Annotated in this window: 25 protein-coding genes and 2 pseudogenes; 17 read left to right on the top strand and 10 right to left on the bottom strand. The window is 71.9% G+C overall.

The genetic code is table 11. The features are described from left to right. The first annotated feature begins 244 nt into the window (after positions 1–244). From ACQEUU_RS21510 to ACQEUU_RS21495, 4 genes and pseudogenes are all read left to right on the top strand, one after another. On the top strand, positions 245–1,627 hold the full coding sequence (locus ACQEUU_RS21510) for a hypothetical protein (protein ID WP_433068498.1): 1,383 nt from the start codon (positions 245–247) through the stop codon (positions 1,625–1,627). Further along, the gene (locus ACQEUU_RS21505; RefSeq protein ID WP_433068496.1) at positions 1,624–3,300 is read left to right on the top strand and encodes a hypothetical protein; all 1,677 of its coding nucleotides are present in this window, start codon (positions 1,624–1,626) and stop codon (positions 3,298–3,300) included. Before ACQEUU_RS21510 ends, ACQEUU_RS21505 begins: the two co-directional genes overlap by 4 nt. A 43-nt stretch (positions 3,301–3,343) precedes the next feature. Continuing rightward, positions 3,344–4,393, top strand: coding sequence for a pyridoxal-phosphate dependent enzyme (locus ACQEUU_RS21500; protein WP_433068494.1), 1,050 nt, complete (start codon positions 3,344–3,346; stop codon positions 4,391–4,393). 99 nt (positions 4,394–4,492) lie between these two features. Beyond that, positions 4,493–4,657 (top strand): annotated as a pseudogene (locus ACQEUU_RS21495) (response regulator); the annotation flags it as partial. Positions 4,658–4,757: 100 nt separating this feature from the next. Here the strand turns inward: ACQEUU_RS21495 and ACQEUU_RS21490 are convergent. Then, positions 4,758–5,171, bottom strand: coding sequence for a helix-turn-helix domain-containing protein (locus ACQEUU_RS21490; RefSeq protein ID WP_433068492.1), 414 nt, complete (start codon positions 5,169–5,171; stop codon positions 4,758–4,760). Between the two features lie 247 nt (positions 5,172–5,418). Here ACQEUU_RS21490 and ACQEUU_RS21485 point away from each other — a divergent pair, with 247 nt between their 5' ends. Continuing rightward, a complete protein-coding gene (locus ACQEUU_RS21485; protein WP_433068490.1) occupies positions 5,419–6,552 on the top strand; it encodes an acyltransferase family protein in 1,134 nt (377 codons plus the stop codon). A 95-nt stretch (positions 6,553–6,647) separates the two neighbouring features. Next, positions 6,648–7,071 (top strand): annotated as a pseudogene (locus ACQEUU_RS21480) (Tn3 family transposase). An 8-nt stretch (positions 7,072–7,079) separates the two neighbouring features. On the opposite strand, the gene ACQEUU_RS21475 reads toward ACQEUU_RS21480, so the two are convergent. Further along, complete coding sequence (locus ACQEUU_RS21475; RefSeq protein ID WP_433068488.1) at positions 7,080–7,973, bottom strand: LysR family transcriptional regulator; 894 nt, start codon at positions 7,971–7,973, stop codon at positions 7,080–7,082. Between the two features lie 121 nt (positions 7,974–8,094). Here ACQEUU_RS21475 and ACQEUU_RS21470 point away from each other — a divergent pair, with 121 nt between their 5' ends. The 3 genes from ACQEUU_RS21470 to ACQEUU_RS21460 all read left to right on the top strand — a co-directional run bounded on the left by ACQEUU_RS21470 (position 8,095) and on the right by ACQEUU_RS21460 (position 9,916). Further along, the gene (locus ACQEUU_RS21470) at positions 8,095–8,271 is read left to right on the top strand and encodes an FAD-dependent oxidoreductase (protein WP_433068486.1); all 177 of its coding nucleotides are present in this window, start codon (positions 8,095–8,097) and stop codon (positions 8,269–8,271) included. Then, a complete protein-coding gene (locus ACQEUU_RS21465; protein WP_433068485.1) occupies positions 8,229–8,927 on the top strand; it encodes a serine hydrolase in 699 nt (232 codons plus the stop codon). Before ACQEUU_RS21470 ends, ACQEUU_RS21465 begins: the two co-directional genes overlap by 43 nt. A 278-nt stretch (positions 8,928–9,205) precedes the next feature. Beyond that, the gene (locus ACQEUU_RS21460; RefSeq protein WP_433068483.1) at positions 9,206–9,916 is read left to right on the top strand and encodes a hypothetical protein; all 711 of its coding nucleotides are present in this window, start codon (positions 9,206–9,208) and stop codon (positions 9,914–9,916) included. Between the two features lie 578 nt (positions 9,917–10,494). Here ACQEUU_RS21460 and ACQEUU_RS21455 read toward each other — a convergent pair. The 4 genes from ACQEUU_RS21455 to ACQEUU_RS21440 all read right to left on the bottom strand — a co-directional run bounded on the left by ACQEUU_RS21455 (position 10,495) and on the right by ACQEUU_RS21440 (position 12,612). Next, on the bottom strand, positions 10,495–11,007 hold the full coding sequence (locus ACQEUU_RS21455) for a hypothetical protein (RefSeq protein ID WP_433068481.1): 513 nt from the start codon (positions 11,005–11,007) through the stop codon (positions 10,495–10,497). A gap of 578 nt (positions 11,008–11,585) precedes the next feature. Continuing rightward, positions 11,586–11,957 carry a beta/gamma crystallin domain-containing protein gene (locus ACQEUU_RS21450; protein WP_219547358.1) on the bottom strand — a complete coding sequence of 124 codons (372 nt, stop codon included), beginning with the start codon at positions 11,955–11,957 and terminating at the stop codon, positions 11,586–11,588. Continuing rightward, positions 11,954–12,364, bottom strand: coding sequence for an SDR family oxidoreductase (locus tag ACQEUU_RS21445; RefSeq protein WP_433068478.1), 411 nt, complete (start codon positions 12,362–12,364; stop codon positions 11,954–11,956). Before ACQEUU_RS21445 ends, ACQEUU_RS21450 begins: the two co-directional genes overlap by 4 nt. Beyond that, positions 12,253–12,612 (bottom strand): SDR family oxidoreductase, encoded by a 360-nt coding sequence (locus ACQEUU_RS21440; RefSeq protein ID WP_433068476.1) that lies wholly within the window; start codon positions 12,610–12,612, stop codon positions 12,253–12,255. Before ACQEUU_RS21440 ends, ACQEUU_RS21445 begins: the two co-directional genes overlap by 112 nt. 247 nt (positions 12,613–12,859) lie before the next feature. Here ACQEUU_RS21440 and ACQEUU_RS21435 point away from each other — a divergent pair, with 247 nt between their 5' ends. From ACQEUU_RS21435 to ACQEUU_RS21410, 6 genes are all read left to right on the top strand, one after another. After that, positions 12,860–13,759, top strand: a complete 900-nt coding sequence (locus ACQEUU_RS21435; protein WP_433068475.1) for a helix-turn-helix transcriptional regulator — start codon at positions 12,860–12,862, stop codon at positions 13,757–13,759. 356 nt (positions 13,760–14,115) lie between these two features. After that, positions 14,116–14,520, top strand: a complete 405-nt coding sequence (locus ACQEUU_RS21430; protein ID WP_433068473.1) for a GntR family transcriptional regulator — start codon at positions 14,116–14,118, stop codon at positions 14,518–14,520. Beyond that, the gene (locus tag ACQEUU_RS21425; protein ID WP_433068471.1) at positions 14,517–15,404 is read left to right on the top strand and encodes an ABC transporter ATP-binding protein; all 888 of its coding nucleotides are present in this window, start codon (positions 14,517–14,519) and stop codon (positions 15,402–15,404) included. The genes ACQEUU_RS21430 and ACQEUU_RS21425 overlap by 4 nt, the downstream gene beginning before the upstream one ends. After that, entirely contained in the window at positions 15,404–16,447 is a 1,044-nt protein-coding gene (locus tag ACQEUU_RS21420) for an ABC transporter permease (protein WP_433068470.1), read from the top strand. Before ACQEUU_RS21425 ends, ACQEUU_RS21420 begins: the two co-directional genes overlap by 1 nt. Next, complete coding sequence (locus ACQEUU_RS21415) at positions 16,444–17,862, top strand: S41 family peptidase (protein ID WP_433068468.1); 1,419 nt, start codon at positions 16,444–16,446, stop codon at positions 17,860–17,862. The genes ACQEUU_RS21420 and ACQEUU_RS21415 overlap by 4 nt, the downstream gene beginning before the upstream one ends. A 12-nt stretch (positions 17,863–17,874) precedes the next feature. Then, on the top strand, positions 17,875–19,035 hold the full coding sequence (locus tag ACQEUU_RS21410) for an alpha/beta hydrolase family protein (RefSeq protein WP_433068466.1): 1,161 nt from the start codon (positions 17,875–17,877) through the stop codon (positions 19,033–19,035). A gap of 65 nt (positions 19,036–19,100) precedes the next feature. Here ACQEUU_RS21410 and ACQEUU_RS21405 read toward each other — a convergent pair whose 3' ends face one another. The 3 genes from ACQEUU_RS21405 to ACQEUU_RS21395 all read right to left on the bottom strand — a co-directional run bounded on the left by ACQEUU_RS21405 (position 19,101) and on the right by ACQEUU_RS21395 (position 21,143). Continuing rightward, a complete protein-coding gene (locus ACQEUU_RS21405; protein ID WP_433068464.1) occupies positions 19,101–20,036 on the bottom strand; it encodes a CU044_5270 family protein in 936 nt (311 codons plus the stop codon). Continuing rightward, complete coding sequence (locus ACQEUU_RS21400) at positions 20,036–20,599, bottom strand: RNA polymerase sigma factor (protein WP_433068463.1); 564 nt, start codon at positions 20,597–20,599, stop codon at positions 20,036–20,038. Before ACQEUU_RS21400 ends, ACQEUU_RS21405 begins: the two co-directional genes overlap by 1 nt. Before the next feature lie 148 nt (positions 20,600–20,747). Further along, on the bottom strand, positions 20,748–21,143 hold the full coding sequence (locus ACQEUU_RS21395; RefSeq protein ID WP_433071924.1) for a RidA family protein: 396 nt from the start codon (positions 21,141–21,143) through the stop codon (positions 20,748–20,750). Positions 21,144–21,260: 117 nt separating this feature from the next. Between ACQEUU_RS21395 and ACQEUU_RS21390 the strand changes: the two genes are divergently transcribed. Both ACQEUU_RS21390 and ACQEUU_RS21385 read left to right on the top strand, forming a co-directional pair. Continuing rightward, the gene (locus ACQEUU_RS21390) at positions 21,261–22,235 is read left to right on the top strand and encodes a helix-turn-helix transcriptional regulator (protein WP_433068461.1); all 975 of its coding nucleotides are present in this window, start codon (positions 21,261–21,263) and stop codon (positions 22,233–22,235) included. 279 nt (positions 22,236–22,514) lie between these two features. Then, entirely contained in the window at positions 22,515–22,688 is a 174-nt protein-coding gene (locus ACQEUU_RS21385) for a hypothetical protein (protein WP_433068459.1), read from the top strand. A gap of 50 nt (positions 22,689–22,738) precedes the next feature. Here ACQEUU_RS21385 and ACQEUU_RS21380 read toward each other — a convergent pair whose 3' ends face one another. Beyond that, positions 22,739–23,938 (bottom strand): M16 family metallopeptidase, encoded by a 1,200-nt coding sequence (locus ACQEUU_RS21380; RefSeq protein WP_433068458.1) that lies wholly within the window; start codon positions 23,936–23,938, stop codon positions 22,739–22,741.

Here is a 23,938-nt window from a genome sequence, read left to right as displayed (position 1 = left end):
CGTGAGGTGAACCGTGTGCCTCCTGAGGCAGGTGTTCCGGCGTGGTCCCGTGAGGCCTGACCGTCCCGGCGCACGGCTCAGGAGGCCAGCGCATGGCCGAACGAACTGACGGCAGCGAGATGCGAGACGGCCGAGGTGACGGATCGTACGGTTGAGCCTGGTACGGCCAGGGACGGGCATGCCACGGCCGGCACCGGCGTGAGCGGCATCCCTCGGCCGGCCCCGCGGGCATGGGCGGCGACCCATGGGATTTGACGGATGTGTCGTACCGGAGGCGCTGCGGCCGTACGTCGACTGGGTCACCGGGATGGCCTGGCCGGAGGGCGATCCCGAGAAGTGCTTCCGGATCGCCGACGCCTGCGTGGCGGCGGCGCATCGGCTGACGGCCGACACCGGCGCGGCGGACCTGGTCACTGCCGGCCTGGTCGGCGACAGGTGGGACGGAGCGGCGCAGCAGGCGTTCGCCGCACGCGTGCGGGTGAGGGTGGGCGGCCGGCGCGCCGACCTGGTCGAGACGCTCATCGAGACGGCCGTCGCGTACAACGGGGTGGGCGTGACGATTCAGTACGCCCAACGCATGATCACATTCATCGTGATCACGCTGCTGGCGACCCTGCCGCTGCTGATCCTGAACGCGCCGTGGATGCTCAGGTCGTATCTGCAGGTCGCCAGGATGAGTGCGCTGCAGATCGCCAGGATGACCCTGACCCTGGTCGGCTTCTTCGCCGCGTTCGGCGGTGGCCTGGATTGGCTGACGCAGTACTCGCAGGTCCGGGGAGGGCGCAGGGACGGGATCGACCGCGAGCAACTGCTGCTGGCCGTACGGGACGGAGCCATCAACGGGGCGTTGACCGGCCTGCTCGGAGGGGCGCTGGGCCGGCTGGCCACGCCGGCGTTACGGGCCGGGATAGCGCGTGAGGAGGCCGTCTTCCGTGAGAAGATGCTGGCCCTGCTGACGCGGACGGCGCCCGGCCAGGCGCTCCAGTACGGCGTCGCCGGGTCGGCCACCACGGCCGTCAGCCTGACGCTCGACGGCCGGCCCCTGGACTGGCGGCTGATCCTGACCAGCGGCACTTCCGCGGCCCTGGGCGCGGACGGCCAGCACCTGGCCACCCCCGGCCTGACCGGCTCGCCACCCGGCCGGGGGACGGCCCTCGCCGGCACCGCCGATCCGGACGGCGCCGTCCCGGGACGGACCTCCGAGCCGCCGGGGCCGGTCGATCAGTCGCCCAGCCGCACCGGACCCGGCCAGGCCCGTCCGGAACCGCCGCCCCCGGCCGCGGCCCCGGAGGCCGGCTTACGGCCGGACGGCCGGTTCCCGCCCCCCGCGACGGACCCCGCGGCGCGGCCCTCGAGTCTCACTGGGACGGCGCGCCCGGCGTCCGCCGAGACGAGCGGCGGCGCGCCGGTGGTCAGACCCCCAGAAGGGGGCGGGCCAGAGGCGGCGCGAGGCGGGACCGGCCCCGAACCCTCGCCGCCGGTGCGCAGGCCACGCGGTGACGTCGTCGCCGACCACCGGCCCCGCAGGGCTCTCGTCCTGGCGAGGCCACCGTCACCCGGCCGGCCCGGCCGGAACCCATGTCCCCCGGCACGAGACCCGCGTCCGCCGGCGATGCGGGAGCCGTGACCCCCGACGGGGGCTCCGCCAGGCGGCCCGGCGACATCAGCGTGATCAATCAGCGGACCCCCGCCGACACCCCTCCTGCCGCCGCCGGAGCCCGGCCGCACGACGGCGCGCATCCCACCGATCACGGCGTGACGTCCGCCGCCCGGGATGCCGTCTCCCCGCCACCGGCGCAGGCCGATCCCCGCACGACTTCCGCCGCGGCGCACCTGAGGGATGATCCCGCCCAGCCGTCCGCTCCCGGCCACGGTGACCGCGCCCAGGGCGCGAACGAACCTCGCCCGCATCTCGCGGATCAGGCCACCCGACCCGGCCTGCGCGACCAGGGGGAGCACGCGGGCGGTCACCGGGTGGCCGAGGCGTTCGGCACCAGGCCGCCCGCCGAGCCGTACGGGCCGCCCAGAACAGCGCCCGACGGGCCGCACAAGCCCCCGGCCGAACGCGGGCCGAGCCCGGACTTCGAGGCGTGGCGTCAAGGGGACAGCCAGGCGCAACGGGATGAGACCGTGGCCGTCGCCCAGGCGCGGTGGGGTGGCGACGACCCGCAGGCGAGCGCGGCGTTGAAGCTGGCGTACGAGGTGGCGCGCGACTACCCCGCTCCCCTGCTCGTCAAGGTCGCGCAGGACATGTTGACGGATCTGCGGGCGGAGGTGGCGGCGGATCTCGGACAGCAGCGGCACACCAAGATCGTCTTTCTCGGGCGTGACGGGCACACGCTGGCCCTCGGCGTGCGGGCGCTGGATCCGGAGTTCTTCGCCGCGTACTGCACGGAGGCGGTCATCTCCCGGGCGGTCGCGGAGGCGGCGGTGCGAGATCGAGAGCTGTACAGCGGTGAGTCCTTCCCCCAGCTCGAAGGGTTCAGGTACCGGAGAGCCGAGTTCGACCCGGCGGTGATCGAGGGCGCGGCACGGCGACTGTCGCGTTACCTGCTCGAACAGGACATCCCCATCAAGTCGGCCAGGGCCGTGATCACGATCGTCGACACGGGCTACCGGGGCAGTGTGCAGGAGATGCTGGCCGCCATCCACCCGCTGAGGTCCTTCCGGGGGCGCCTGGCCTTCTACGGAGAAAGCGCCAACGACCCGCATCCCGGGTCGAAGATGGGCTATGTCATGCAGTATTCGAAGGAGAAGAACCCGGAGCCCTTCGCCGACGACATCCAGTACTTCACGATGTACTTCGTCGAAAGCACGCTTCACGGGCGGTTCACGAGCCCGCCGCTGCTCGACGAGACAGGACCGGTACAACGGTTGCAGCGGTTCGAGCCCGACCCGTTGAGCGGGCTGAACCCGGTGCGGGTCTCGGAGCGCTTCCGCGACCCGGTGACCCGCGAGATCGCACAGGATGTCGGCCTCACCGCCCTCAGGCACTACGCCGAGCGGATCGCGCTGATGATGGAGAGAGACGAGGACTGGCGCGGCGAGCTCGACCGCGGCATCGAGCGCTATCGGTCCCAGGTGCGGTCCTGGGTGCTCGGGCTCGGTCCGGATCCGCGGTTCGCAGAAGTCGCCGACGCCTTCGTCATGAGAGACGACGCGCAGGTGATCCGCATGCTGGCCGAGGCCGTCGAGCGCGCCCAGCTCCCTCCCGCAGAGGCGACGGCGCTGTGGCGGGCCTTCGACCGGCTCCCGAGCGTCGAGGCGAAGCGGGAGTTCTACGAGCGGTTCGTGGGGTGACCACGTACTGGACCACGGTCCGGGAGGCACGCGATCATGAGGTGTGCTCACATCGTTCTGGTATGCCAATCCCGCCGCCCGCCGCTGGAGCTGCCCGCCCCCGTCGGACCGGGCCCGGGAGTTCCACGCGTCCCTGCCCGGCTACTCCCCCACCCCCCTGACGGAACTGCCCACCCTGGCCGGGGAGCTCGGGGTGCGCCGGGTGCTGGTCAAGGACGAGTCGGCGCGGCTGGGGCTGCCGGCGTTCAAGGCTCTGGGGGCGTCCTGGGCGATCCACCGCATCCTGGAACGGCATGAAGGGCCGCTGACCCTGGTCACCGCCACCGACGGCAACCACGGGCGGGCGGTCGCCCGGATGGCGCGGCTGCTCGGGCAGCGGGCGCGGGTGTTCACCCCAGGCGGCGTGCACCCGGAGGCCGTGGCCGCCATCGCCGCGGAAGGCGCCGACGTGACCGAGGTGGGCGGCAGCTACGACGAGGCGGTGAAGCGGGCCGCGTCGGCCGCCGAGGAGCCGGGCGCGGTGCTGGTGCAGGACACCGCCTGGGAGGGGTACGAGGAGACGCCCGGCTGGATCGTGGAGGGGTACGGGACGCTCTTCGCGGAGCTGGACGAGCAGCTCGGCGAGGCTCCCGGGCTGGTGGTGGTGCCGGCCGGCGTGGGCTCCCTGGCCCAGGCGGCGGTGGCCCACTACCGCGCGCGGAGCGGCACCGCCGTCATGATCGTGGAGCCGGAGGCCGCGGCGTGCGTGCTCGCCGGTCTGCTGGAGGGCCGGCCGGCGCGGATCGGCACCGGCGACACCATCATGGCGGGGCTCAACTGCGGCACCCCCTCCAGCCTGGCCTGGCCGTACCTGCGTGACGGGCTGGACGCGGCGGTCGCCGTCGGGGACGCCGACAGCGCCCGCGCGGCCAGGGAGCTGCTGGCCCTGGGCGTCGACGCGGGTCCGTGCGGCGCCGCCTCCCTCGCGGGGGCCAGGGCCGCCCTGACCTCGGCCGCGCGGCGCCCGTCGCTCGGCGTGCCGAGCGACTCGGCGGTGGTGCTGCTCAACACCGAGGGCACCGCCGCGAACCCGGCGCTCCGCCCCGGCGGGTAGATTCGCCCACCGGAGCAGGACCGCGCCTTTCAGCGGGCTCTCAGACAGGGGCGGTAACAAGTAGCGTCATGAACGCGAAGGTGCTGGTCGTCGACCGCCCGGCGGTTGCGGCAGCGCGGCGACAGCCCCATGGTGCTGTTCCTGACCGCCAAGGACGCGGTGTCCGACCGGATCGCCGGGCTCAGCGCGGGCGGCGACGACTACGTCACCAAGCCGTTCAGCCTGGAAGAGGTGGTGCTGCGGGTCCGGGCCATCCTGCGCCGGGTCCGCCCGCCGGAGGACCGCGCCGAGATCGACTCCGAGGCCGAGAGGCTGCGCACCCTCCTGACCGAACGCGCCCGGGCGCTGAGCACCCACGAGGTGATCACCGGCTGAGCTCGGCGTTTCCCGCGATGAGGGCTTCCAAGGCCTCACGTCCATCCCGGCAGGCGTGCTCGGCCTGGCCGAGCGCGTCATGCGCGCGGACGAGACCGTCGCGCGTCCGCGCGCCCTCCGGCGCGGAAGGGCCGGCCCACTCGGACCAGGCGACCTCGGCCGTACCACGGGCGATGGCCGCCATCCTCTCCCGTTCCGCGCTGTCCAGGCCCAGTGCCTCGCCCAGCAGCCGTAACGACGTGCTGCGGGCGCGCGGCAGTCCATCCCTCTCCAACCGCCGGACGGTTCGGACGCTGAGCCCGGACCGCTCGGCCACGTCCTCCTGAGTGAGTAAGGCGCGTTCCCGCAGGCGCCGCAGCAGCGCCCCCGTCGCCCGCCGGTCCTCCCGCGTCCCTCCTGGCATGTCGTCCCCCGTCCTCCGTCCCTGATCCGGCCGGCCCGGCGGTGGCGCCCTGAGGGCCGCGTGCTTCCTGCGCACAACTCTCCCCAACCGGCCGGGCGCGCACATCCGCTGCCTGGCCGACCTCGAAGTACGCCACTCGACGTAGTCCGGGGTCGATACACCGGAACGCCCCCGTACTTCAGGACTACCGGCGAATGGGCTCTCCAGAGGGACGCAGGTCAGGGGCGGTGGTCCCTAGGTTCGCCTCATGGCATCCCTGCTGGCCCTCGTCCATCGGATCGACGACGCCACCCCGCCGGACCGCGACCGCGCTCTCGACGGGCTGCGCGCGCTGGCGATCGCCGGCGTCGTGCTGGGCCACTGGCTGGTGACCGCGCTGGTGGCCACCGGTCACACGGTGCGCTCCGGCAGCCCGCTGCGGGCGGTGCCGGAGCTGGCTCCGGTGTCCTGGGTGTTCCAGACGCTGGCGGTGTTCTTCCTGGTGGGCGGGCTGGTGAACGCCCGGCGCAGCGGTCCGTACGGCGCGTGGGTGAGGGCGCGGATGGCGCGGCTGACCCGGCCGGTGGCCGCGCTCGCGGCGGTGTGGGCGGTGGCCGCGGGCGCGATGTTCGTGTCGGGAGCGGAACTGGAGACGGTGCGCACGCTGGGCGGGCTGGTGGTGTCGCCGCTGTGGTTCCTGCTGGTGTTCGCGCTGCTGACGGCCGCCACGCCGCTGCTGTCCCGGCTGCACCCGGCGTGGCCGCCGGTCGCGGTCGCCTGCGTCGATCTCGTCCGGCACGGGCTGGGCGGACCGTCCTGGGTGGGCTGGGCGAACGTGGTGGCCGGCTGGCTGGTGCCGTACTGCCTGGGCCTGGCCTGGGGCCGGCGCGGCCTGCCGCGCGACTCCACCGGGTGGGCCCTGCTGGCCGGGGGCGGGCTGGCGGCGATCGGGCTGGTGGCGTGGGGCGGGTACCCGGCCGCCATGGTGGGGGTGCCGGGCGCGCCGATGTCGAATCTCGATCCGCCGACGCTCGCCGCCGTCGCCTTCGGCCTCGCCCAGTGCGGCGCGGCGGCGCTGCTGGCCGGGCCGCTGCGGCGGCTGCTGGCCAGGCCCGTCATGTGGGCGGCGGTGGCGGCGGTCAACCTGTCGGCGATGACCGTCTTCCTCTGGCACCAGACCGCGATGATCGCCGTGACCGTCGCCGGCCTGCGGGCCGGCGGTCACCTGCCCGGCCTGCACACCGTTCCCGATGGGCTCGGCTGGGTGGCGGCTCGGCTGGCCTGGCTGCCGGTGTTCGCGGTCGTGCTCGCCCTGTGCTGCCTGCTCTTCCGTACGTACGAGCGATCTCCCGCAGGAGGGCCTCGGAGGAGGATCGGACCGGATTGTGGCGCTAGTAATTGACGGTCCGGCCCGCCGAGGCGGCGCTCAGCGCGGGACTGCCCAGTCCGGCGCTGCGGCTGCGAACAGCGGAAACCGAGCAGGTGCCGCGCCGTTTCATGAAGGGCAACGGCCCCAAGCACCCGGTCTACCTGGCCCTGGAGGAACTCGGCCGGGTCGTGCGCACGATCTTCGCCTGCGACTATCTACGGACGAGCAGCTACGCCGGGAGATCAACAGCGGCAGGTCGTGGAGAACTGGAACAGCGCCAACGACAAGATCTTCTACGGGCGCGAAGGCGTGCTGACCGGGGCCGACCGCGAGCACGCCGAGGTGCCCATGCTCACCTTGCACCCGCTGCAGTCGGCATTGGTGTTCATTAGTACCCAGTTCCTTCAGGCCGTTCTGCGAGATCCACAGTGGGCCGGCAAGCTCACCGAGGAGGACCGGCGAGCCCTCAGCCCGCTGTTCTGGGCTCACGTGAACCCCTACGGCCGGTTCCGGCTGGACATGGACACCCGGCTCGACTTCACTACGGTCTGAACGGGCTTTCAGGCCGACGGGAGAGGGCCCAAGTCGTGGATGATCCCGGCCAGAGCCCGGATGGGCTCGCTCTCCGCCTCGCTGCGCCACACCAGCGCGTACGGCAGCGGCTCCAGATCCGTGACCGGCAGGTAGGCGATGTCCGGCCGTGCCCAGTAGCGGGCGACGTGGGCGGGGAAGAGCCCGACGAGCCCGTCCATGCCGGCGAGGGTCATGGCCTCTTCCGCGTCCCGCACCACGGGGCCGCGTTCGATCTGACGTCCGCGCCGGGCGAGGCGCGGGGCGTAGGCGTCATACCAGTAGCCGGGGCCGGTGTCGGCGTGCGGGTGCTGGAAGTCGGAGATCGTCTCCAGCGAGACCGACGCGCGCCCGACGAGCTGGTGGTCGGCGGCGACGGCCAGCACGCGCTGCTCAGCGAACACGACCGGCCCCACGGTGAGGTCGGGTTCGTCGACGGGCAGCCAGCTCACCAGGACGTCGATGTCCCCGCGCCGCAGCGCGGGAAAGGCTTCGCCCAGCTGTGCCTTGTGGATGCGCAACTTCCATCGCGGGTGGCGGAGGCGGAAGACGTCCCAGTAGGGGCGTAGGTCGTAGGCGTTGAGGGGGAGCATGCCGTACGCGCAGCGTGCCGGTGATGCCCTGACCGGCGAGCTGGGCGCGTTCCACACTCTCCCTTCAGCCCCGCATACAGCGGACGCGGGTCGTCCCGGAGCTGACGGCCCCACCTGGGTCAACCGGACCGTGCGGTTGTTGCGCTCGAACAGCGCAGCGCCGACCTGCCGTTCCTGCTTCTGGATCGCCTGGGTGACCCGGGCGGGCGACAGGCACAGCCGGGCGGCGGTCCGGCCGAAGTGCAGTTCCTCGGCCAAGGCCAGGAAGATCTCGATGTCCCGCAGTTCCACACCTGACCTGCTCCGTCCACTCCCACTGAAGGTGATCGCTCAGGGTTTGTCATTGTTCCGGGCGTTCACGGTACTCGATCCTCAATTCGTAGGATTCGCCGCTGGTCGAGGGAGCACGTGGATGGACGTCGTTGTGTACGGTGCCGGCGTCGCCGGGGCCGCCCTGGCGTGCTGGCTGCGCCAGCACGGGTTCACCCCGACGGTGGTGGAGCGCGCGGGCGGCTACGCGACAGGGCTGCGCGGTAGGTGCTGGACGTGCTGGACCGGATGGCCCTGCTGGACCAGATCCGAGCACTGAACCTGCGCCTGGGCGGCGCGGCGATGGAGGACGAGGGCGCCCTGCCGGTGGCGATCCGCCCCACCGACGTCGAGATCCTCAGGGACGACCTGGCCGGCCTGCTGTACCAGGCCACCCGGCGGGAGGTCGAGTACGTCTTCGACGACTCGGTCGCCGCTGGAGCAGGCCGACGCCGGCGCCGACCAGTTCTTCCTGGGCCCACCTCCGGAGAAGGAGCTCGGCCGCACGACGGTGGCCCGCCCCCACCTCGTACGGCTCAGGAACTACGCTCCCGGCTTCGCCGGGGAGCGGCCGTCACCTGGCCGGGCTGCCCGCTGACAGGCCCCTCCGCGAGAGGAACGCACGAACGCCGGATCGGAAGGAACCGGCGGACCATTCATGACGACAAGGACAAGATCACGACAATTAGCAGAAACAGCCTGTCCGAGCAGGGACTACGCAGGCTGCGTGAGGTCCTGACTAGGCACGTGGTATCGGGGAGGATCCCCGGCCTCGTCGCCCTGGTGAGCCACGGCGAGGAGACCCACGTCGAGGCGATCGGGACGATGCGGCACGACGGTGGCGCGCCGATGCGCCGGGACACGATCTTCCGGATGGCGTCCACGTCGAAGCCCGTCTTGATCGCGGCGGCGATGGCGCTGCTGATGGGGCTGTAGTCGAAGAAGCCGCCGTGGTACTGGTATTCCTCTTCATTGAGGTAGGCCTGGTATTCGTCGCTGTCCATGAGGCAGCCCGGCGATCGAGCCGCGCCAGTCCACCTCGAAGATGGCGCCGGCCCCGGTTTCTCCGAGGTCCCAGTCCAGATGCCTCACACGTCATTAGTAACCGGTCAGGCATGAAGCGGAAGACGAGCCGCTCAGGGGAGTTTCGCCCTGCGCGGGCGCTTTCATCAGTCAGCAGGCCACCCGCGTCACTCAACGACGGAGCTGGGTGCGTGACTGGGCGGCTCGGCGTCGTCACGGGCGTGACGCATCAGGACCCGACGGCCGCTTCGCCCGCTGCAGGAACCGATCCGGTAACCGCGCTGGTCGACGCCTGCCGGCACTTCGCCACCCACATCGACCTGCTGGCCGATCAACTCGGCGCCGCGCGGCTGAGCGCCGACGACATCGAACACGTCACCGACGCCGTGCACGGGGTTTTCGACGCCGCCGGGCTGGCGGCCGGGCTGACCATTGGCTTGCAACGGCACGCGATCGAGGAACAGTGCGTGCACTACACCCCGCTCACCGACGCTGAGTGGGCCCCTCTGGCCGAAGGCGCCAACATGCGCAACACCTTCTACGGATGCGGGCTTCGGCCCGGCCACGCCGGCCCGCACGTAGCGCATGTCCAGGCATTGGCCGCCCCCCCAGCCAGACAATCCCACGGCGGTTCGCAGATGTCATCGGGGCGACGGCCGGTGTCAATGGCCAGCTCAACGGCGACGCGGACCTCGCGGCTGGTCCTGGCCAGCTCCTCGAACCGCGGCAGGTGTTCGCAGGGCTGCCGCATGATCTCCGGTGGAAGTTCTCGGCCGGGTTCGTCGTCCTCGGGTTCCTGCGGGACGTCGCTGCTCAAGAGCACGAAGTCGTCGGGCAGGCCGGCGGCGGCCTGCCAGGGCGGGTCAGCCCGAGGATGCGGACGCGGGCCAGCATCCGCTTGAGTTGGCGGACGATCCGAGCCCGCGCTTTGTGGGTGAGCTTGTCGTTCGCCTCCTGGTAGGCGAGCCCGGTGCAGGTAGCTCTCGATGTCGGCGCGGCCGAGCTGGCCGCCCTCGGAGGCGCGCGAGCTGCTAACCAGCCAGGTCGCAACCGCCACCGACCTAGCCGGCGTGCTGCGCTGGCGCATCGGCCGGGCCCTGGCCAAGCTACGCCGCGCCGCCCGGCACGCCGCTCCAGCTGCCGGTCGAGCACGACGGTGCCCGGCACGCCGCGCTCCTGGGGACCAACGCCGAGCGCAGCGCCGCCAACGCCGGCCGCCGCGCCGAGCTCGTGCGCCAGGCCCGGGCCATCGCCGAGCGCGCCGGTGGCTCGGCCCGGTCCCACCGCCCCGTGACGCCGCCGCTGCAGGAACGGCTGACCGTCCTGCTGGCCAGCAGGACGGCTCCACCGCAGGGGGCACAGCAGACATCCCGGGCGCGGCGGGCCCGATAGCGGATGTCAGGTGACACGCGATCTGGCCGCGTGCCAACCGAAGTGGCCAGAGAGTTGGCCAGTGACAGGTGAACTGGCCAACGCGAGGTCAGGAGCCGTCGTCCTCGTCTTCTTCCTTCTCCGGATCGAACGGTTCCAGAGGGCGGGCGCCGAGCACGTACCTGGCCGGCACGCGTGGCAGGCACGCCTGCACACCGGCGAGTTCCTCCCGGTCGATCGACCAGTCCATGGTCGCCGGCCCTCCGCCCAGGAGGATTGCCTCCATGAAGTCGTTCCAGCGTCCGTACGAGCTGAGCAAGACCATCTCGCTCGGCACATCCAGGTCCAAGACGACGTAACGGGCGTACTCCTCGTCGGTCTCCGGGCAGAGGAGGAGCTCGGCCGTCACGGCTACCGCATTGTCACGGGTATCCGGACCGAGCCACGCCCACACCGGCGGGCGGCCCCGGCAGTCGAGGCCGCGCCTGGCCATCTCCGCCACCATCCCTTCGTAGACCGGCCGATACGATGAGACCAGCAGGCGGGCCCAGTCACCGACCAGTTCGCTGTCGGTCTCGAGCAAGTCGAGGACCGCCCGGTGCTGCACCGTCCACAATCGCACCGGGCGATTGTGGCAAAGACAGCACAGTACGATCCACGCAATTAACCTAAGGGAGCGGCTGCGGCGGTTCAGCACGCCGAGCAGCGTCAGGCATGGCAACCGCTACCTCTGCCGGAAAATGGCCACTTTAGATGACACGGCCACCCCGCAGTCCGTGACAGGTGAACTGGCCAACACGAGGTCACGCCATGATCAATGGCCAGATTGGATGTCACCTGACAGCGGACTTGCGTCGTGGAGATGCCTCCCGCAGCCGCCGCGACGCTATTCGCCGCGCGCCAGCGGCCGCCGCTGCCCCGCGCCTGCGCGCCGCTCTGGAAGCCGCCTGTCGTTTCAGTGGGTACGGCGGGGACTGTACGGTTTACTGGACACGCCCCGTCACCCCCACCGAAAGTGGGCCAGAGCCGAAAACCGTACAGTCCCGATCATCGCGAGTGAGCCAGCGGCAGTTGATGTGAGTGGCGGTGACGCGAACTCGCGACCTCAATGCGGGAGCCCGGCTTTCCCGGGGCTGTGCCCCGGGAAAGCCGGGCGGGGCGGCGATCGGGCAGGATCGCCGCCCCGATATCGCCGGCAGTTCAGAGGATCCTGATCCCCTGGATGCGGACCCCGCCGGGATGGTTCGGCCAGGTGAACACGGTCCACTTCGGGATCGGCTGAGCCGGCTGCCACCTTCCGTCCCCGTACCACTGAACGCGGTTGTTACCGGTCGAGATCCGGGTGACCCACCAGATGTTCAGGGCGTACATGTCCTCTCCGGCGTTGGCGTAACAGTAGTCGACTGACGAGCTGCTGGTTGCGTGGATTGTGGCGCGCACGAGGTCGGTCCGGTCGCCGCACGGGACCTCATCGATCGCGTACGCCGCCGTCGGGAGGACGACGGCAAGTGAGGCCGTCACCGCGACGGACGCCAGAGTGGCCAGGGCCGCGCGCTTGGCGATGCGTTTCATGGACTTCTCCTTTGCAGGTGAGATTCATGCGGTGGAAATGGAGCCGGACTATCCGCAGACTTGACCAAGGGCGGGACGCCGCCTTGCCAGAAGGCGGTGTCGGTCATGCCGGGGTTGACGAGCGTGACGCCGACGCCGCGGCTGGTGGCGTACATCCGCAGGTTCTCGGCCATGCCGGTGACGGCCCAGTTGGTGGCGGAGTAGACGTTGGCGGGGCTGTTCTTCAGGCCGGCGACGCTGCCGATGAGCACCAGCCGCCCGCCCGTGGTCTCGAGGTGAGTCAGGGCGGCGTTGGTCAGCGGGGCGGGGCCGAGGACGTTGGTGAGGACCATGGGCGCCCACAGTTCCGGGTCGCCGTCGGCGATGGTGCGTGGGTGGTCGGCGGGGACGAAGCCGACGTTGGCCACCGCGGGTGCAGGGCGCCGAAGTGTGCCACGGTGCGGGTCACGGCGGCTTGGGTGGCCGGCCAGTCGGCGGCGGCGGCGATGATGCCGAGCAGCCGGTCGGGGTGGCCGGTCTCGTCGAGGAAGGACTTGAGTTTGGTCTCGTCGCGGCCGGTGACGGCCACGCGGTGGCCGCGGTCGAGGAGCAATCGTGCGGTGTGGGCGCCGATGCCGCTGGTCGCGCCGGTGATCAGTACGATCCTGCCGGTCATGGTCATACTCCCGGGTGCTGGAGGTCCTGGTGGTGCATCACAGGAGGGCGTCGACGGAGATGGGCGGCCCGATCACCACTACAGAAGCTGGTCGGACAGGTTCCGTCTCCGTGTCGCAGGTCGCGTTCGATTCGCTGATCCCAGGAAACCCGCCTGGCCGGGCGCGAGACAGAGCGCATTTATAGGGGGATAAGCTCAACCCCCTTACCGTCGGCGCCTGCGCGAACCCTGCGGTTACCGTGGGAGCATGGACGACCGGCCCGACAACCGCGACCAGATCCGGGATTTCCTCGCCATCCGGCGCGCGAAGCTCACTCCGGAGCAGGTCGGGCTGTCCACCGGCGGTCGGCGCCGGGTCCCCGGGCTGCGCCGCGAGGAGGTCGCGGTGCTGGCCGGTGTGAGCACCGAGTGGTACACCCGGCTGGAGAAGGGCCACATCAGCGGCGTATCGGAAGAGGTACTCGACGCGGTCGCCCAGGCCCTTCGCCTGGACCAGGACGAACGCACCTACTTGTTCGATCTGGCCCAGGCCGCCCGGCCCGCCCGCCGCGCACCTTCGCGCCGCAAGGACGTCCAGGTCCCCCCGCGCGTCCAGTGGCTGCTGGACTCCATGTCGATGTCGGCGGCGTTCGTACGCAACGGCCGCCAGGACATCGTCGCCCACAATGCGCTGGCTCGGGCCCTGCTCGCGCCGGTCTTCGACAGCCCTGCCACCACACGGCACGGCCGCGCGAACCTCGCCCGCTACGTCTTCCTCGACCCGGGCTCCCAGCGGTTCTTCGCCGACTGGGACGCGGCCACCGCCATCAGCGCCGCGCTGCTGCGCGCCGAGGCCGGACGCGAGCCCCACGACCGGGCGCTACGCGACCTCGTCGGCGAGCTGTCCACGCTCAGCACCGCGTTTCGCCGCCAGTGGGCCGCCCACGATGTGCGCATCCGCCACGCTGGTGGCAAGCGGCTGTGGCACCCGCAGGTCGGCGACCTGGAGCTGACCTACCAGTCCCTTGACCTGCCCATCTCCAGCCGGACAGTGTACGACCTCACCATCTACACCACGGAACCGGGCAGCACCTCCGAAGAGCGGCTCAAGCTTCTTATCAGCCTGGCAGCCACCCAGCCGGCACACCCCACCAGCCAGCCGCGTTGAAGCGCGCCGACTTGCTCACGGCCTGCAGCTCGGGCACCTATAGCTACGGCGACCCGCTGCGCTGACCGGGCCCCGCGGACAGGTATCGAACCCGCCGGACACCTCCCGGGCCGCCCTGCGGGGAAGGAACCTGTCTGCTGCCGCTCGATGTAGGCCCCGCCGCTTGGCGATCAGCTTGCGGTCGGCGTCGTCCAGGAAGAACAGCTTCTCCAACGTTAACCCGGCACGGCCCACCCCACTACCGCGGATTCTTCGTTCCGATGCTGCTCGACCCCCGCGACCGAACAGCCTCTCCTGGACGACGGCCTTATGGCCGCTTAACATCTACACTCCTAAAGTACTAGGAGATTAGATGAATGGAGATTCTGTTGATCGAGTTCTACCTCGACAGCCGGTCCGGCGTCTCGCCGTACCTGCAGCTGGTCCAGCAGGTCCGGCACGCGCTGCGGCTGGGTCTGCTGCACGAGGGTGACCAGCTGCCGACGGTCAAGGACGTGGTGGCGGGGCTGGCGATCAACCCCAACACGGTGCTGAAGGCCTACCGGGAGCTGGAGCACGAGGGCCTCGTGGCCGCCCGTCCGGGAGTCGGCACGTTCGTGACCAGGACGCTGGCCGGCGCCTCGCTGACCGCGCACGGCCCGCTCCGCCAGGACCTGCGGCGCTGGCTGGCCAGGGCCCGCAAGGCCGGGCTCGACGACGAGAGCATCGAGGCCCTGTTCATGACCACCTTTCGGACCGCCTCACAGGAGGACATAGCGTGACCTCTGTCTTGCAGGCCCAGGCACTGGGCAAGAAGTACGGCAGACGCTGGGCGCTGCGCGAGTGCACCGTCGACATCCCGGCCGGGCACGTGGTCGGCCTGGTGGGGCCGAACGGGGCGGGCAAGACCACGCTGCTGAAGCTGGCCGGCGGCCAGCTCGAACCGACGGCGGGCGGCATCACCGTGCTGGGCGGCCGCCCAGCCGCCGGCCCGGCGCAGCTGGCCAGGGTCGGGTTCGTCGCCCAGGACACCCCTGTCTACGCCGGGCTGACCGTCGCCGAGCACCTGCGCTTAGGCGCCCGGCTCAACCCGCGCTGGGACGACGTCCTCGCGCGGGATCGGATCGCGCGGCTCGGCCTCGCCTCCGATCAGCGCGCGGGCAGGCTGTCCGGCGGCCAGCGCGCCCAGCTCGCCCTCACCCTGGGCCTGGCCAAGCGGCCCGAGCTGCTGATCCTGGACGAGCCGGTGGCCTCGCTCGACCCGCTGGCCCGCCGCGAGTTCCTGCAAGGGCTGATGGAGGCCACCGTCGAGCACGCGTTCAGCGTGGTGCTCTCTTCCCACCTGGTCTCCGACCTGGAACGGATCTGCGACTTCCTGATCGTGCTCGTCGACTCGCGCGTGCAGGTCGCGGGTGAGGTCGAACGGCTGCTCGCCTGCCATCACCGGCTGAGCGGCCCGCGCCGCGATCCCGACCGGCTCCCCGCCGGCCAGCAGGTGATCTCCGCGCGCCACACCGACCGGCAGAGCACGTACGTGATCCGTACCGACGCCCCGATCCACGACCCCGCCTGGACGGTCAGCCGGCTCAGCCTGGAGGACCTCGTCCTGGCCTACATGGACAAGCACATCGCCGAGGACCGGCGCGTCGCCCTGGAGGTGCGGTGATGATCTGGCTCACCTGGCGCCAGTTCCGCGGCTCGGCCGTGATGACAGCCGCCGCCCTCGCCGTCCTCGCCGTCGCCCTGGGCCTGACCGGGCCCGGACTGGCGTCCAGCTACTCCGCCGGTGTCGCCGACTGCGTCCAGGACAACACCTGCGGCCGTTTCTACGACCGCTTCTTCGACGACCACCAGCTCCCGTTCATCGGCCTGACCCTCGTCGTGCTGCTCCTGCCGGCCCTCGTCGGGCTCTTCTGGGGAGCGCCGTTGATCACCCGCGAACTGGAGGCGGGCACGCACCTGCTGGTGTGGAACCAGAGCATCACCCGCCGCCGCTGGCTGGCCGTCAAGCTCGCGCTCGTCGGCCTGGCCGCCGTCGCCGCCGCCTGCCTGTGCGGCCTCGCGGTGACCTGGTGGTCCGGCCCCCTGGACAAGTCGGCCGTGCCGGAATTCGCCCTGATGGCTCCGCTGGTGTTCGGGGCGCGCGGCATCGCCCCCATGGGGTACGCGGCCTTCGCCTTCGTCCTCGGCGTGACCGTGGGCATGCTGGTGCGCCGCATGCTGCCCGCCATGGCCCTCACCCTGGCGCTGTTCGCCGTGGTCCAGCTCGCCATGCCGCTGCTCGTCCGGCCGCACCTGATGCCCTCGGTCACCTCGACGTTCGAGCTGGGCGAGGCGAACGTCGACGGCATCGGCGTGGACCGGGACGAGGGCCAGACCGTGCACATCGTGTTGGAGCAGGCCGTACCCGGTCACCCCGGCGCCTGGGTCCTGTCCAGCGAGCTCGTCGACCCGTCGGGCCGCGCGATCGGCGGCGACGGCCAGCCCGGCGGGATCACGATGTCCACCACGTCGGGGCCCTGCGCGCCGTCGGGCGGCATGGAGATGTGCCTGGCCGAGGTCAACCGGCTCGGCTACCGGCAGCAGGCCGCCTACCAGCCTCTCGACCGCTTCTGGCCCTTCCAGTGGATCGAGACCGGCATCTACGCCGCGCTCACCGCCTGCCTCACCTGGTTCTGCTTCTGGTGGATCAGAAGGCGCGTGTCATGACCGCCGTCAGGGCCGCGGCCGCCGGGGTCGCCCTCCTCCTGGCGACGGCCTGCACCGTACCGGAGCCGCCGCGCGGCCACGCGGGCACGCCGGGCGGCACGGTCTGCGCGCGACCGCAGAACATCCCGGGACCGGAGAAGGCCACCACGATCGACGTCGTCGAGCAGGCGTACTTCTGCATCCTCGGCACCTACTACGGCGGCGCCACCATGGACGCCCGCTCGCTGCTGATCGCCGGGTTCGCCGCCCTGACGCGCGAGCTGGACCGCGAGGGCCGCGACCTGCCCGGCGCGACCATGCCCGCGCTGACCGGCGACCGGAAGGCCGACTGGGCCGCCTTCGAGACCGTCTACCGGCGGATCGCCGCCCAGGTCCCGGACCTGGGCGACAGGCCGGCCGTGGTGACCCTGGAGGCCATGGTCGCGTCCCTCGGCGACAACCACGCCCGCTGGGCGCACGACGTCGAGCGGCACCCCGACCACTACGACGGTGACGGCTACGGCCTGGGTCTGGCGGCGAGCGTCCATGATGCGCAGGTGAACGGCGAGCCCGGCACCGCCCTGCCCCCGCTGTTCGTCACCGCCGTGGAGGGCGGCGCGGCGCGGGCCGCCGGGCTGCGCCCCGGCGACGTCATCGAGTCGATCAACGGGTCGGTTCCCTTCCTCGACGGGAAGGCCACCGCGGTGATCTCCGCGCTCTACCCGCGATACCCGCAGGCCCGCCCGGTCCGGCTGCGGCTGCTGCGGCAGAGCACCGGCCGCCGCTGGAGCGTCACGCTCGAACCCGGCCTCTACCAACGGGACCTGGCCACCCTGCAGGCGGTGCGCTCGAAGCTGCTGGACGGCGACGTCGCCTACGTGCGCATGCGCGGATTCAGCTCCGACGCCGCGAACAGGGTCTTCAAGGCGGTCTCCCGGCTGCGGGCCGGCCGTCCCCTGTCCGGCGTGGTGCTCGACCTGCGCGGCAACGGCGGCGGCAGCCCCGTCGAGGCGACCCGGCTGGTGAGCGCCTTCGCTCACGGCAAGGTCACCGCCCACCTGTGCACCGTGCGCGGCGTCTGCGAGACCCTGCGGACCGACGACACCGTCGAGCTCATCGGCCTGCCGCTGGTGGTGCTCACCGACCGCGGCTGCGCCTCGGCCTGCGAGCACTTCACCTCCGCGATCAAGGACCTGGGAGCCGGCCGGCTGGTCGGCACGAGGACCGCAGGGGTCATCTCCGGCCCGGCGCAGCCGTACCTGCTCGCCGACAACACTCTGCTGTCCTTCCCCGCCAGACACCACCTGGGCCCCGACCGCGAGGTGATCGACCGCATCGGCGTGCCGCCCGACCACCACGTGCCCCTGACCCCCGAGGACGCGGCCGACGGGCGCGACCCCGCCCTGGCCAAGGCCCTGACCTTGCTGCGGAAGTGAAGGGACCCCCGAATGAGACACCTCCTGGCGGTCGCCGCGAGCCTGGCCATCCTCGCCTCGGCCGCCTGCTCCGCTCCCACGCCGCCCCGCTCCGCCGGCGTGTCGCCCACGCCGACCGGCCCCGCTGTCCTGCCCGCGCCCACCGGCGCCCATCACGTCGGCACCACCGTCCTGCACCTGAAGGACACCTCCCGCCCCGACCCCTGGGACCTCGACGCCGACGCCAGGGAGCTGAAGGTCACCGTGTGGTACCCGACCGAACAGCGGGAGGGTGAGCGGGCGCCGTACATGACAGCACAGGAGTCGGAGCTCTTCCTCAAGGGATCGAGAATCGCCGGCGTGCCGTACGACACCCTCAGCGAGACCCGCACCCACGCCGTCAGGGACGCCGAGCCCGCGGGGCGGAAGCTGCCGCTGGTGGTGCTGTCCCCCGGCTTCACCAAGCCGCTGAGCACGCTCACGTCGCTGGCCGAGGAGCTGGCCAGCCGAGGGTACGTGGTCGCCGGGATCGACCACACCCACGAGAGCCACGTCACGACCCTGACCGGCGGCCGGGTCGCGGAGTGCCTGGCGTGCGACAGCGACACCGACCCCGGCTTCGGCGCGGGGGTGGTCCAGGGGCGGGCGGCCGACGTCTCCTTCGTGCTCGACCGGTTGCCGTCGCAGTGGGACGGCGCACACCTGATCGACCGCTCCAGGATCGCGATGGCGGGCCAGTCGATCGGCGGGGCGAGCACGGTGGCGGCCATGGTGCGGGATCCCCGGGTACGCGCCGGCATCGACCTGGACGGCACCACCTACGCCCGGATCCCCAAGAGCGGCCTCTCGCGGCCGTTCCTGTTCGTCGGCTCGCCGGAGCACGTCCCCGGCGGGCGGGACACGACGTGGGAGCGCGACTGGAAGCTGCTGACCGGGTGGAAGCGCTGGATCGTCATGACCGGCGCCGACCACCAGTCCTTCACCGACCTCCCGCTGCTGGCGGACGCCCTCGGCATCGGACCGCCCGGCAGCGCCCTGCCGGCGGCGCGCGCCTCGGAACTCACCCGCACGTACGTGGCGGCCTTCCTCGACCAGCACCTGAAAGGGCGACGGCAGCCCGTGCTGGACGGGCCGTCGTCACGCTATCCCGAGGTCGAGCACTGCGCCCCCGGCGGCGAGGCCTGTTCACCCTGATCGCCCGCCGCAGGAAGACCGCAGAGGTGTTCAGGCTCGGCGATCGGGCTGCCGGAAGGCTGCGATCAGGAGCGTTGGCCGGGCTGGTTCACGATCACGGCTTCCAGCTGCGCGGTCAGGCTCACCGTGCCTGTCTTGAAGGTCTCCTTACTGCCGTCGGCGCGCTCGTACGTCCGGTCCCGCAGCCGCGTCGAGTTGGTGCCCAGATACCGGAAGGTCCGCGGGTCCAGGACGAGTGATCGCCGTGCCCCGTCGTCGTCGAGGCTGAAGGCCACGCCTCGCCGTCCGTCGGCCACGGGCACGTCCTCGGTCATGGTCATGCCTTTGATCGTGGGCAGCGCACGGAAGAGCGCGGCCCGTACCTCAGGGGCGAGCCACTGCTCGGAGATGAGCTGGTTGATCTCCATGAAGAGCATCACCGGCGGGACGTGGCCCTTCAGCTCCTGCGGCCCCCGGCGGTCCTCGTCGAGGATGGCCGCCTTGATCCTGGCGATCACCCGGGCCGGGCTGACAGGAGCTTCGGCAAGGTCAGCCGGGTTGATGACCGCGCTGCCCTGGAACATCAGCTTGCCGCCCTGGTACCAGGCCGACTGCTTGCCGTCCACGCTGGTCCACCGTTCCCAGGTGGCGCGCCGGTCCCGGTCGACGTCGGCTTCGATGCCGGCCAGCCGCAGTTCCCTGGTGTAGAGCCACTGAGCGGGGCCCGGCGCGGGCGTCGGGTCGTTCTCGGCCGCGCCGGCGGCACGCTCGCCGAGGTCGGCCACGCCGGCCACCGGCGCCATGTCGGGCTGGTCCCTGAGCGTCACGACGGTCCCGCCGACGACCAGGGCCAGAGCCGCCGCCACCGCGATCCGCCGGCCGAACCTTCTCGCCCCGGAAGCGGCCGGCTTGCGCACGGCCTCCGGTTCGTGGATCACTGTCATCAGCCGCGCCTTGGCAGCAGTCGCGGCGTTGTCCGTCATCGCCGGGGTGTTCCGGCGAAACTCCTTCAGCTCGTTCACTACAGTTCCTCATCCCCTAGCACGTTCCTGGCCTTCTTCCGCGCCCGGTGCAGCCGTGACCGCACGGTCCCCACAGAGATGTCCAGCGCCCGCGCCACTTCCTCGTACGACATGTCCTCCCACGCCACCAGCAGCAGCACGTCCCGATGCCCACGGGGCAGCGACGCCAGCGCCCCCGCCAGCTCACGCTCCCTGCCCCGCGCCGCCACCCGGCGCGCCACGGTGTCGTCCAGTGCCTCCGGCAGAGGGTCCACTCCGGTGCGGCTCAGCGCCCGCAGCAGCCGTTCCTCCTGCCGCCGATGTCTGGCGATCAACGTGGTGGCGATCCCGTACAACCAAGGCCTGGCCAGCGCGAACGACGTGTCATACGTCCCACGCCTGCGGAAGGCCGCCAGGAACGTCTCGGCCACGATGTCGTCGGCGGCCTGCGTGCCGAGCCGCCGAGCCGCGTACAGATGGATCTGCTGGGCGTAGCGGTCGAACAGCGCCGCGAACTGCTCTGGGTCGTGCGCCGAACGACGGATCAGTTCTCCGTCGTCGATCTCGACCGTCTCAGCACTCAACGCCTCTCCTTCGTGAGTCGGTATCTCACCGTGCTGTCTCCCGAAGGGCGTCAACGAGTTCCCCAAAGCCTTGACACGGAGGAAATGCGATGCCGCCGCCCGCCGGCGGCGCGGCCGCGTGGTGGACCGCACCGCCGGCGAGGTCGGATCACGCGACGGCGGTCCCCTCAAGCTCGACCATCAGGCCGGGGATCGCCAGCCGCGTCACCCCGAGCATCGTGGTGGGCGGCGCCACCCCGGCGGCGCCCAGCCGCGACGCCAGCACGCCGTAGTGCTCGAAAAGGCGATCCACGTCGGTGGTGTAGACGTTGAGCCGGACCAGATCGGCGAGGGACATGCCGGCCTCGCCGAGCACCGCCTCCAGGTTGTCGAGGCTCAGCGCCAGCTGCGCCGCCATGTCATCGGCGTGCAGAGGCTTGCCGTCGCCGCTCATCGCGGTCTGCCCGGCGCAGAAGAGGGTCCGGGTGTGCCCGGAGACGATCTCCCCCTGGTGGTATCCCAGCTCCACCGACCAGGTCCACGGGTTGACCGCCGTTCGCTTCATCGCCACATCAGCTCCGTTCGTTTCGTCGTGACCTCACCCGGCTCGGGTGAAGCCGCCTTGATCAGCATCCCGGCGAATCACGACATCCTTTGTCGTGTATGTCGTTAGAGTTCTCGCATGCGCGCTGACCGGCTGGTCTCGCTGGTGCTGCTGCTCCGCCGGCACGGCCGGCTGTCCGCGACCGCGCTGGCCCGCGAGCTCGAGGTGTCCACCCGTACCGTGCTGCGCGACATCGAGGCGCTGTCCGCGGCCGGCGTCCCGGTCTACGCCGAGCGCGGCCGGCACGGGGGCTTCGCGTTGCTGCCCGGTTTCCGGACCGAGCTCACCGGGCTGAACCACGACGAGGCCCTCGCCCTGCTGGTCGCCGGATCGCGGCGCGGCGCGCAGGCGTTCGGTCTCGGCTCGGCGCTCGCGTCGGCGATGCTCAAGGTGGTCGACGCGCTGCCGGAAAGCCACCGGGAGACCGCCGCCGGCGCGGCCGGGCGGCTGCTCATCGACCCGGAGACGGACCTCCTCGCACGCCGGTCGGCCGCCGAGGAGGTGCCGGACGCCGTCGTGGCCGAGGTCCTGCGCGCGGTGTTCGCCGGACACCGGCTCCGCATCCACTACGCGGCCGTGGACCAGACCCCGGAGTGGCGCACGGTGGACCCGATCGGGCTGGTCACCGTACGGGAGACGGGCTACCTGCTGGCCATGAGGTCCGGCGAGGACCGCACCTACCGGCTGTCGCGGATCCGGGCCGCCGAGCGACTCGCAGAACCCGCGCGGCGACCGGACCAGGTCGACCTGGACCGGGTCTGGCAGGAACGCAGCACCCGGTTCCGGACCGGCGGCGACCAGGTCACCGTGCTGGTACGGCTGGACCCGGCGCGGCGGGAGGACCTGGTGGGCACCGCGCTGGCCGTCCTCGCCGAAGAGGCCGACCCGGACGGCCGGCTGCGGCTGGAGGTCACCTTCCAGGATCCGAGACACGCCCGATGGGCGCTGTGGCAGCTCGGCACGGCCGCGGAGGCCCTGGCCCCGCAGTGGCTGCGCGACTACCTGCGTGACCGCGCCCTCGCGATCGCCGCCCGGTACGGGACGTCGCCCTGAGCCTCACCGGACCTACGCTCCTCCACCCCGCGGGAGCGCGGCAGTGGTCGTTCGCCTCGCCAGGTAATCCTGCCGCCATTGCTCGGCAGCGTGGAACAGGCTTCGGCTGACGTGCTCGAAGAACTGGCTCATGTCCCGCAGCCGGACGCCGGCGGGAGTGGTGGAGTCGAGGATTTCGGCTCCGTCACGGGCTAGATCGGCCATGACGGCGTTGTGCCGGGCGCTGACCAGCCAGGCCCGGTACCAGACGTCGGGGTCGATGACATACCGGTCGCGCCGGTGAGGGTCTGGGGCATCGGCGGCGCCATCACCGGTGGGTTCTCCTTCGCGATGGGCACCCGGGATGCCCATCGCGTGATCGCCACCAACCTGAACATCGACCGATATGGCCGGCACAACTCGCTCGACCTGGCCAAGACCGTGATCGAGGCCGGGTTCTGCCCATCGGGTTGACGTACCTGTGGCTCGTCGTCGCGGGGCGCGACCTGAGGCGCTGATACGCGTCACAGGGCGAGGTCGCGGGGCAGGGCGGACGGGTCGGCGGCGAGGAGGCCGGAGAAGCGCTCGGGCGCGAAGAACTCCTGCGCCGCGGCCACCACCTGCGACGCCGGGACGGCTTCCAGGCGGCGGGGGAAGTCCAGCACGAGGAGCGGGTCCCGGCCCTTGGCCGCCATGTCGGCCAGCGCCGAGGCGATGGCCGCGCGCGGCGCCAGGCGGGTGGCCATCGAGCCGAGCGCGTAGGCCCTGGCCGCGCCGATCTCCTCCGCCGTGGGCGGGTGTGTCCGCATGCGGCGCAGTTCGGCGGCCAGGGCGGCGAGGGCGGCGCCTGTGGTGGCCGCCGCCGTGTCGGCCTCGACGGCCAGGAGGGCGCCGCCGTGCTGGGTGTCGAAAAAGGTCGTGACGCCGTACACGTAGCCTTTGTCCTCGCGCAGGCTGGCCGACAGGCGTGAGGACAGGTAGCCGCCGAGGACGTTGAGCGCCAGGAACAGCGCCGGGTAGCGGGGGTGTTCGGGGGGAACGGCGGGAGCGCGCAGGCGGATGCGCGACTGCGGGGCGCCGGGCAGCGGCAGCGCCGCGATCCGGCCGCCGTCCACGGCCGGCAGTGGCGGCAGGGGCGGCAGTGGCGGCAGGGGCGGCAGGGGCGCGGGCGGGGTCCGGGAGGAGGCGGGCGGGTCCCAGGCGGCGAAGGCCGCGGCGGCGGCGCCGGCCAGCGTGCCGGGGTCGTCGCGGCCGGCGATCACGAGCGTGGCGCCGCGCGGGTCGAAGGGGCGCGACGGCAGCGGGCCCAGGTCTTCGGGGCGCACCTGCAGGGTCGCCGGATGGTCGCCGAACAGGTGCCGGGCCAGCCGTTCCCGCACCATGACGTCCGGATGCGCCCGCACCATCGTGAGCTGGGCGGCCAGGTGGGCACGGGCCGACCCCGGTTCGGCGGGCGCCGTCCCGCGTGCCGCCTGCGCCAGCGCGGAGGTGACCGCCGCGAGGTCGGGGCCGTACGCGGTGACGGTGATCTGGTGGACGTCGGCGGCCGCGCTCATCTCCACGTTGTCGTCCCGCTGCGACAGGCAGGCCGCCAGCAGCGTGGACGCCGCCAGCCCGGCCCGGTCCCGGCACGGTCGCGGCAGGTGGAGGCGCGCCTCGGCCAGGGGCGTGGCGCCGTGCCGCAGCGGGAGGACGCGCAGGCCGTTGGGCAGCGTACGGATCAT

The organism is Nonomuraea sp. CA-218870 (assembly GCF_050936535.1).
Classification (GTDB): Bacteria; Actinomycetota; Actinomycetes; order Streptosporangiales; family Streptosporangiaceae; genus Nonomuraea; species Nonomuraea corallina.
Note: the sequence above shows the minus strand (reverse complement) of the source record. Positions and strands in the feature narration are given on the sequence as shown.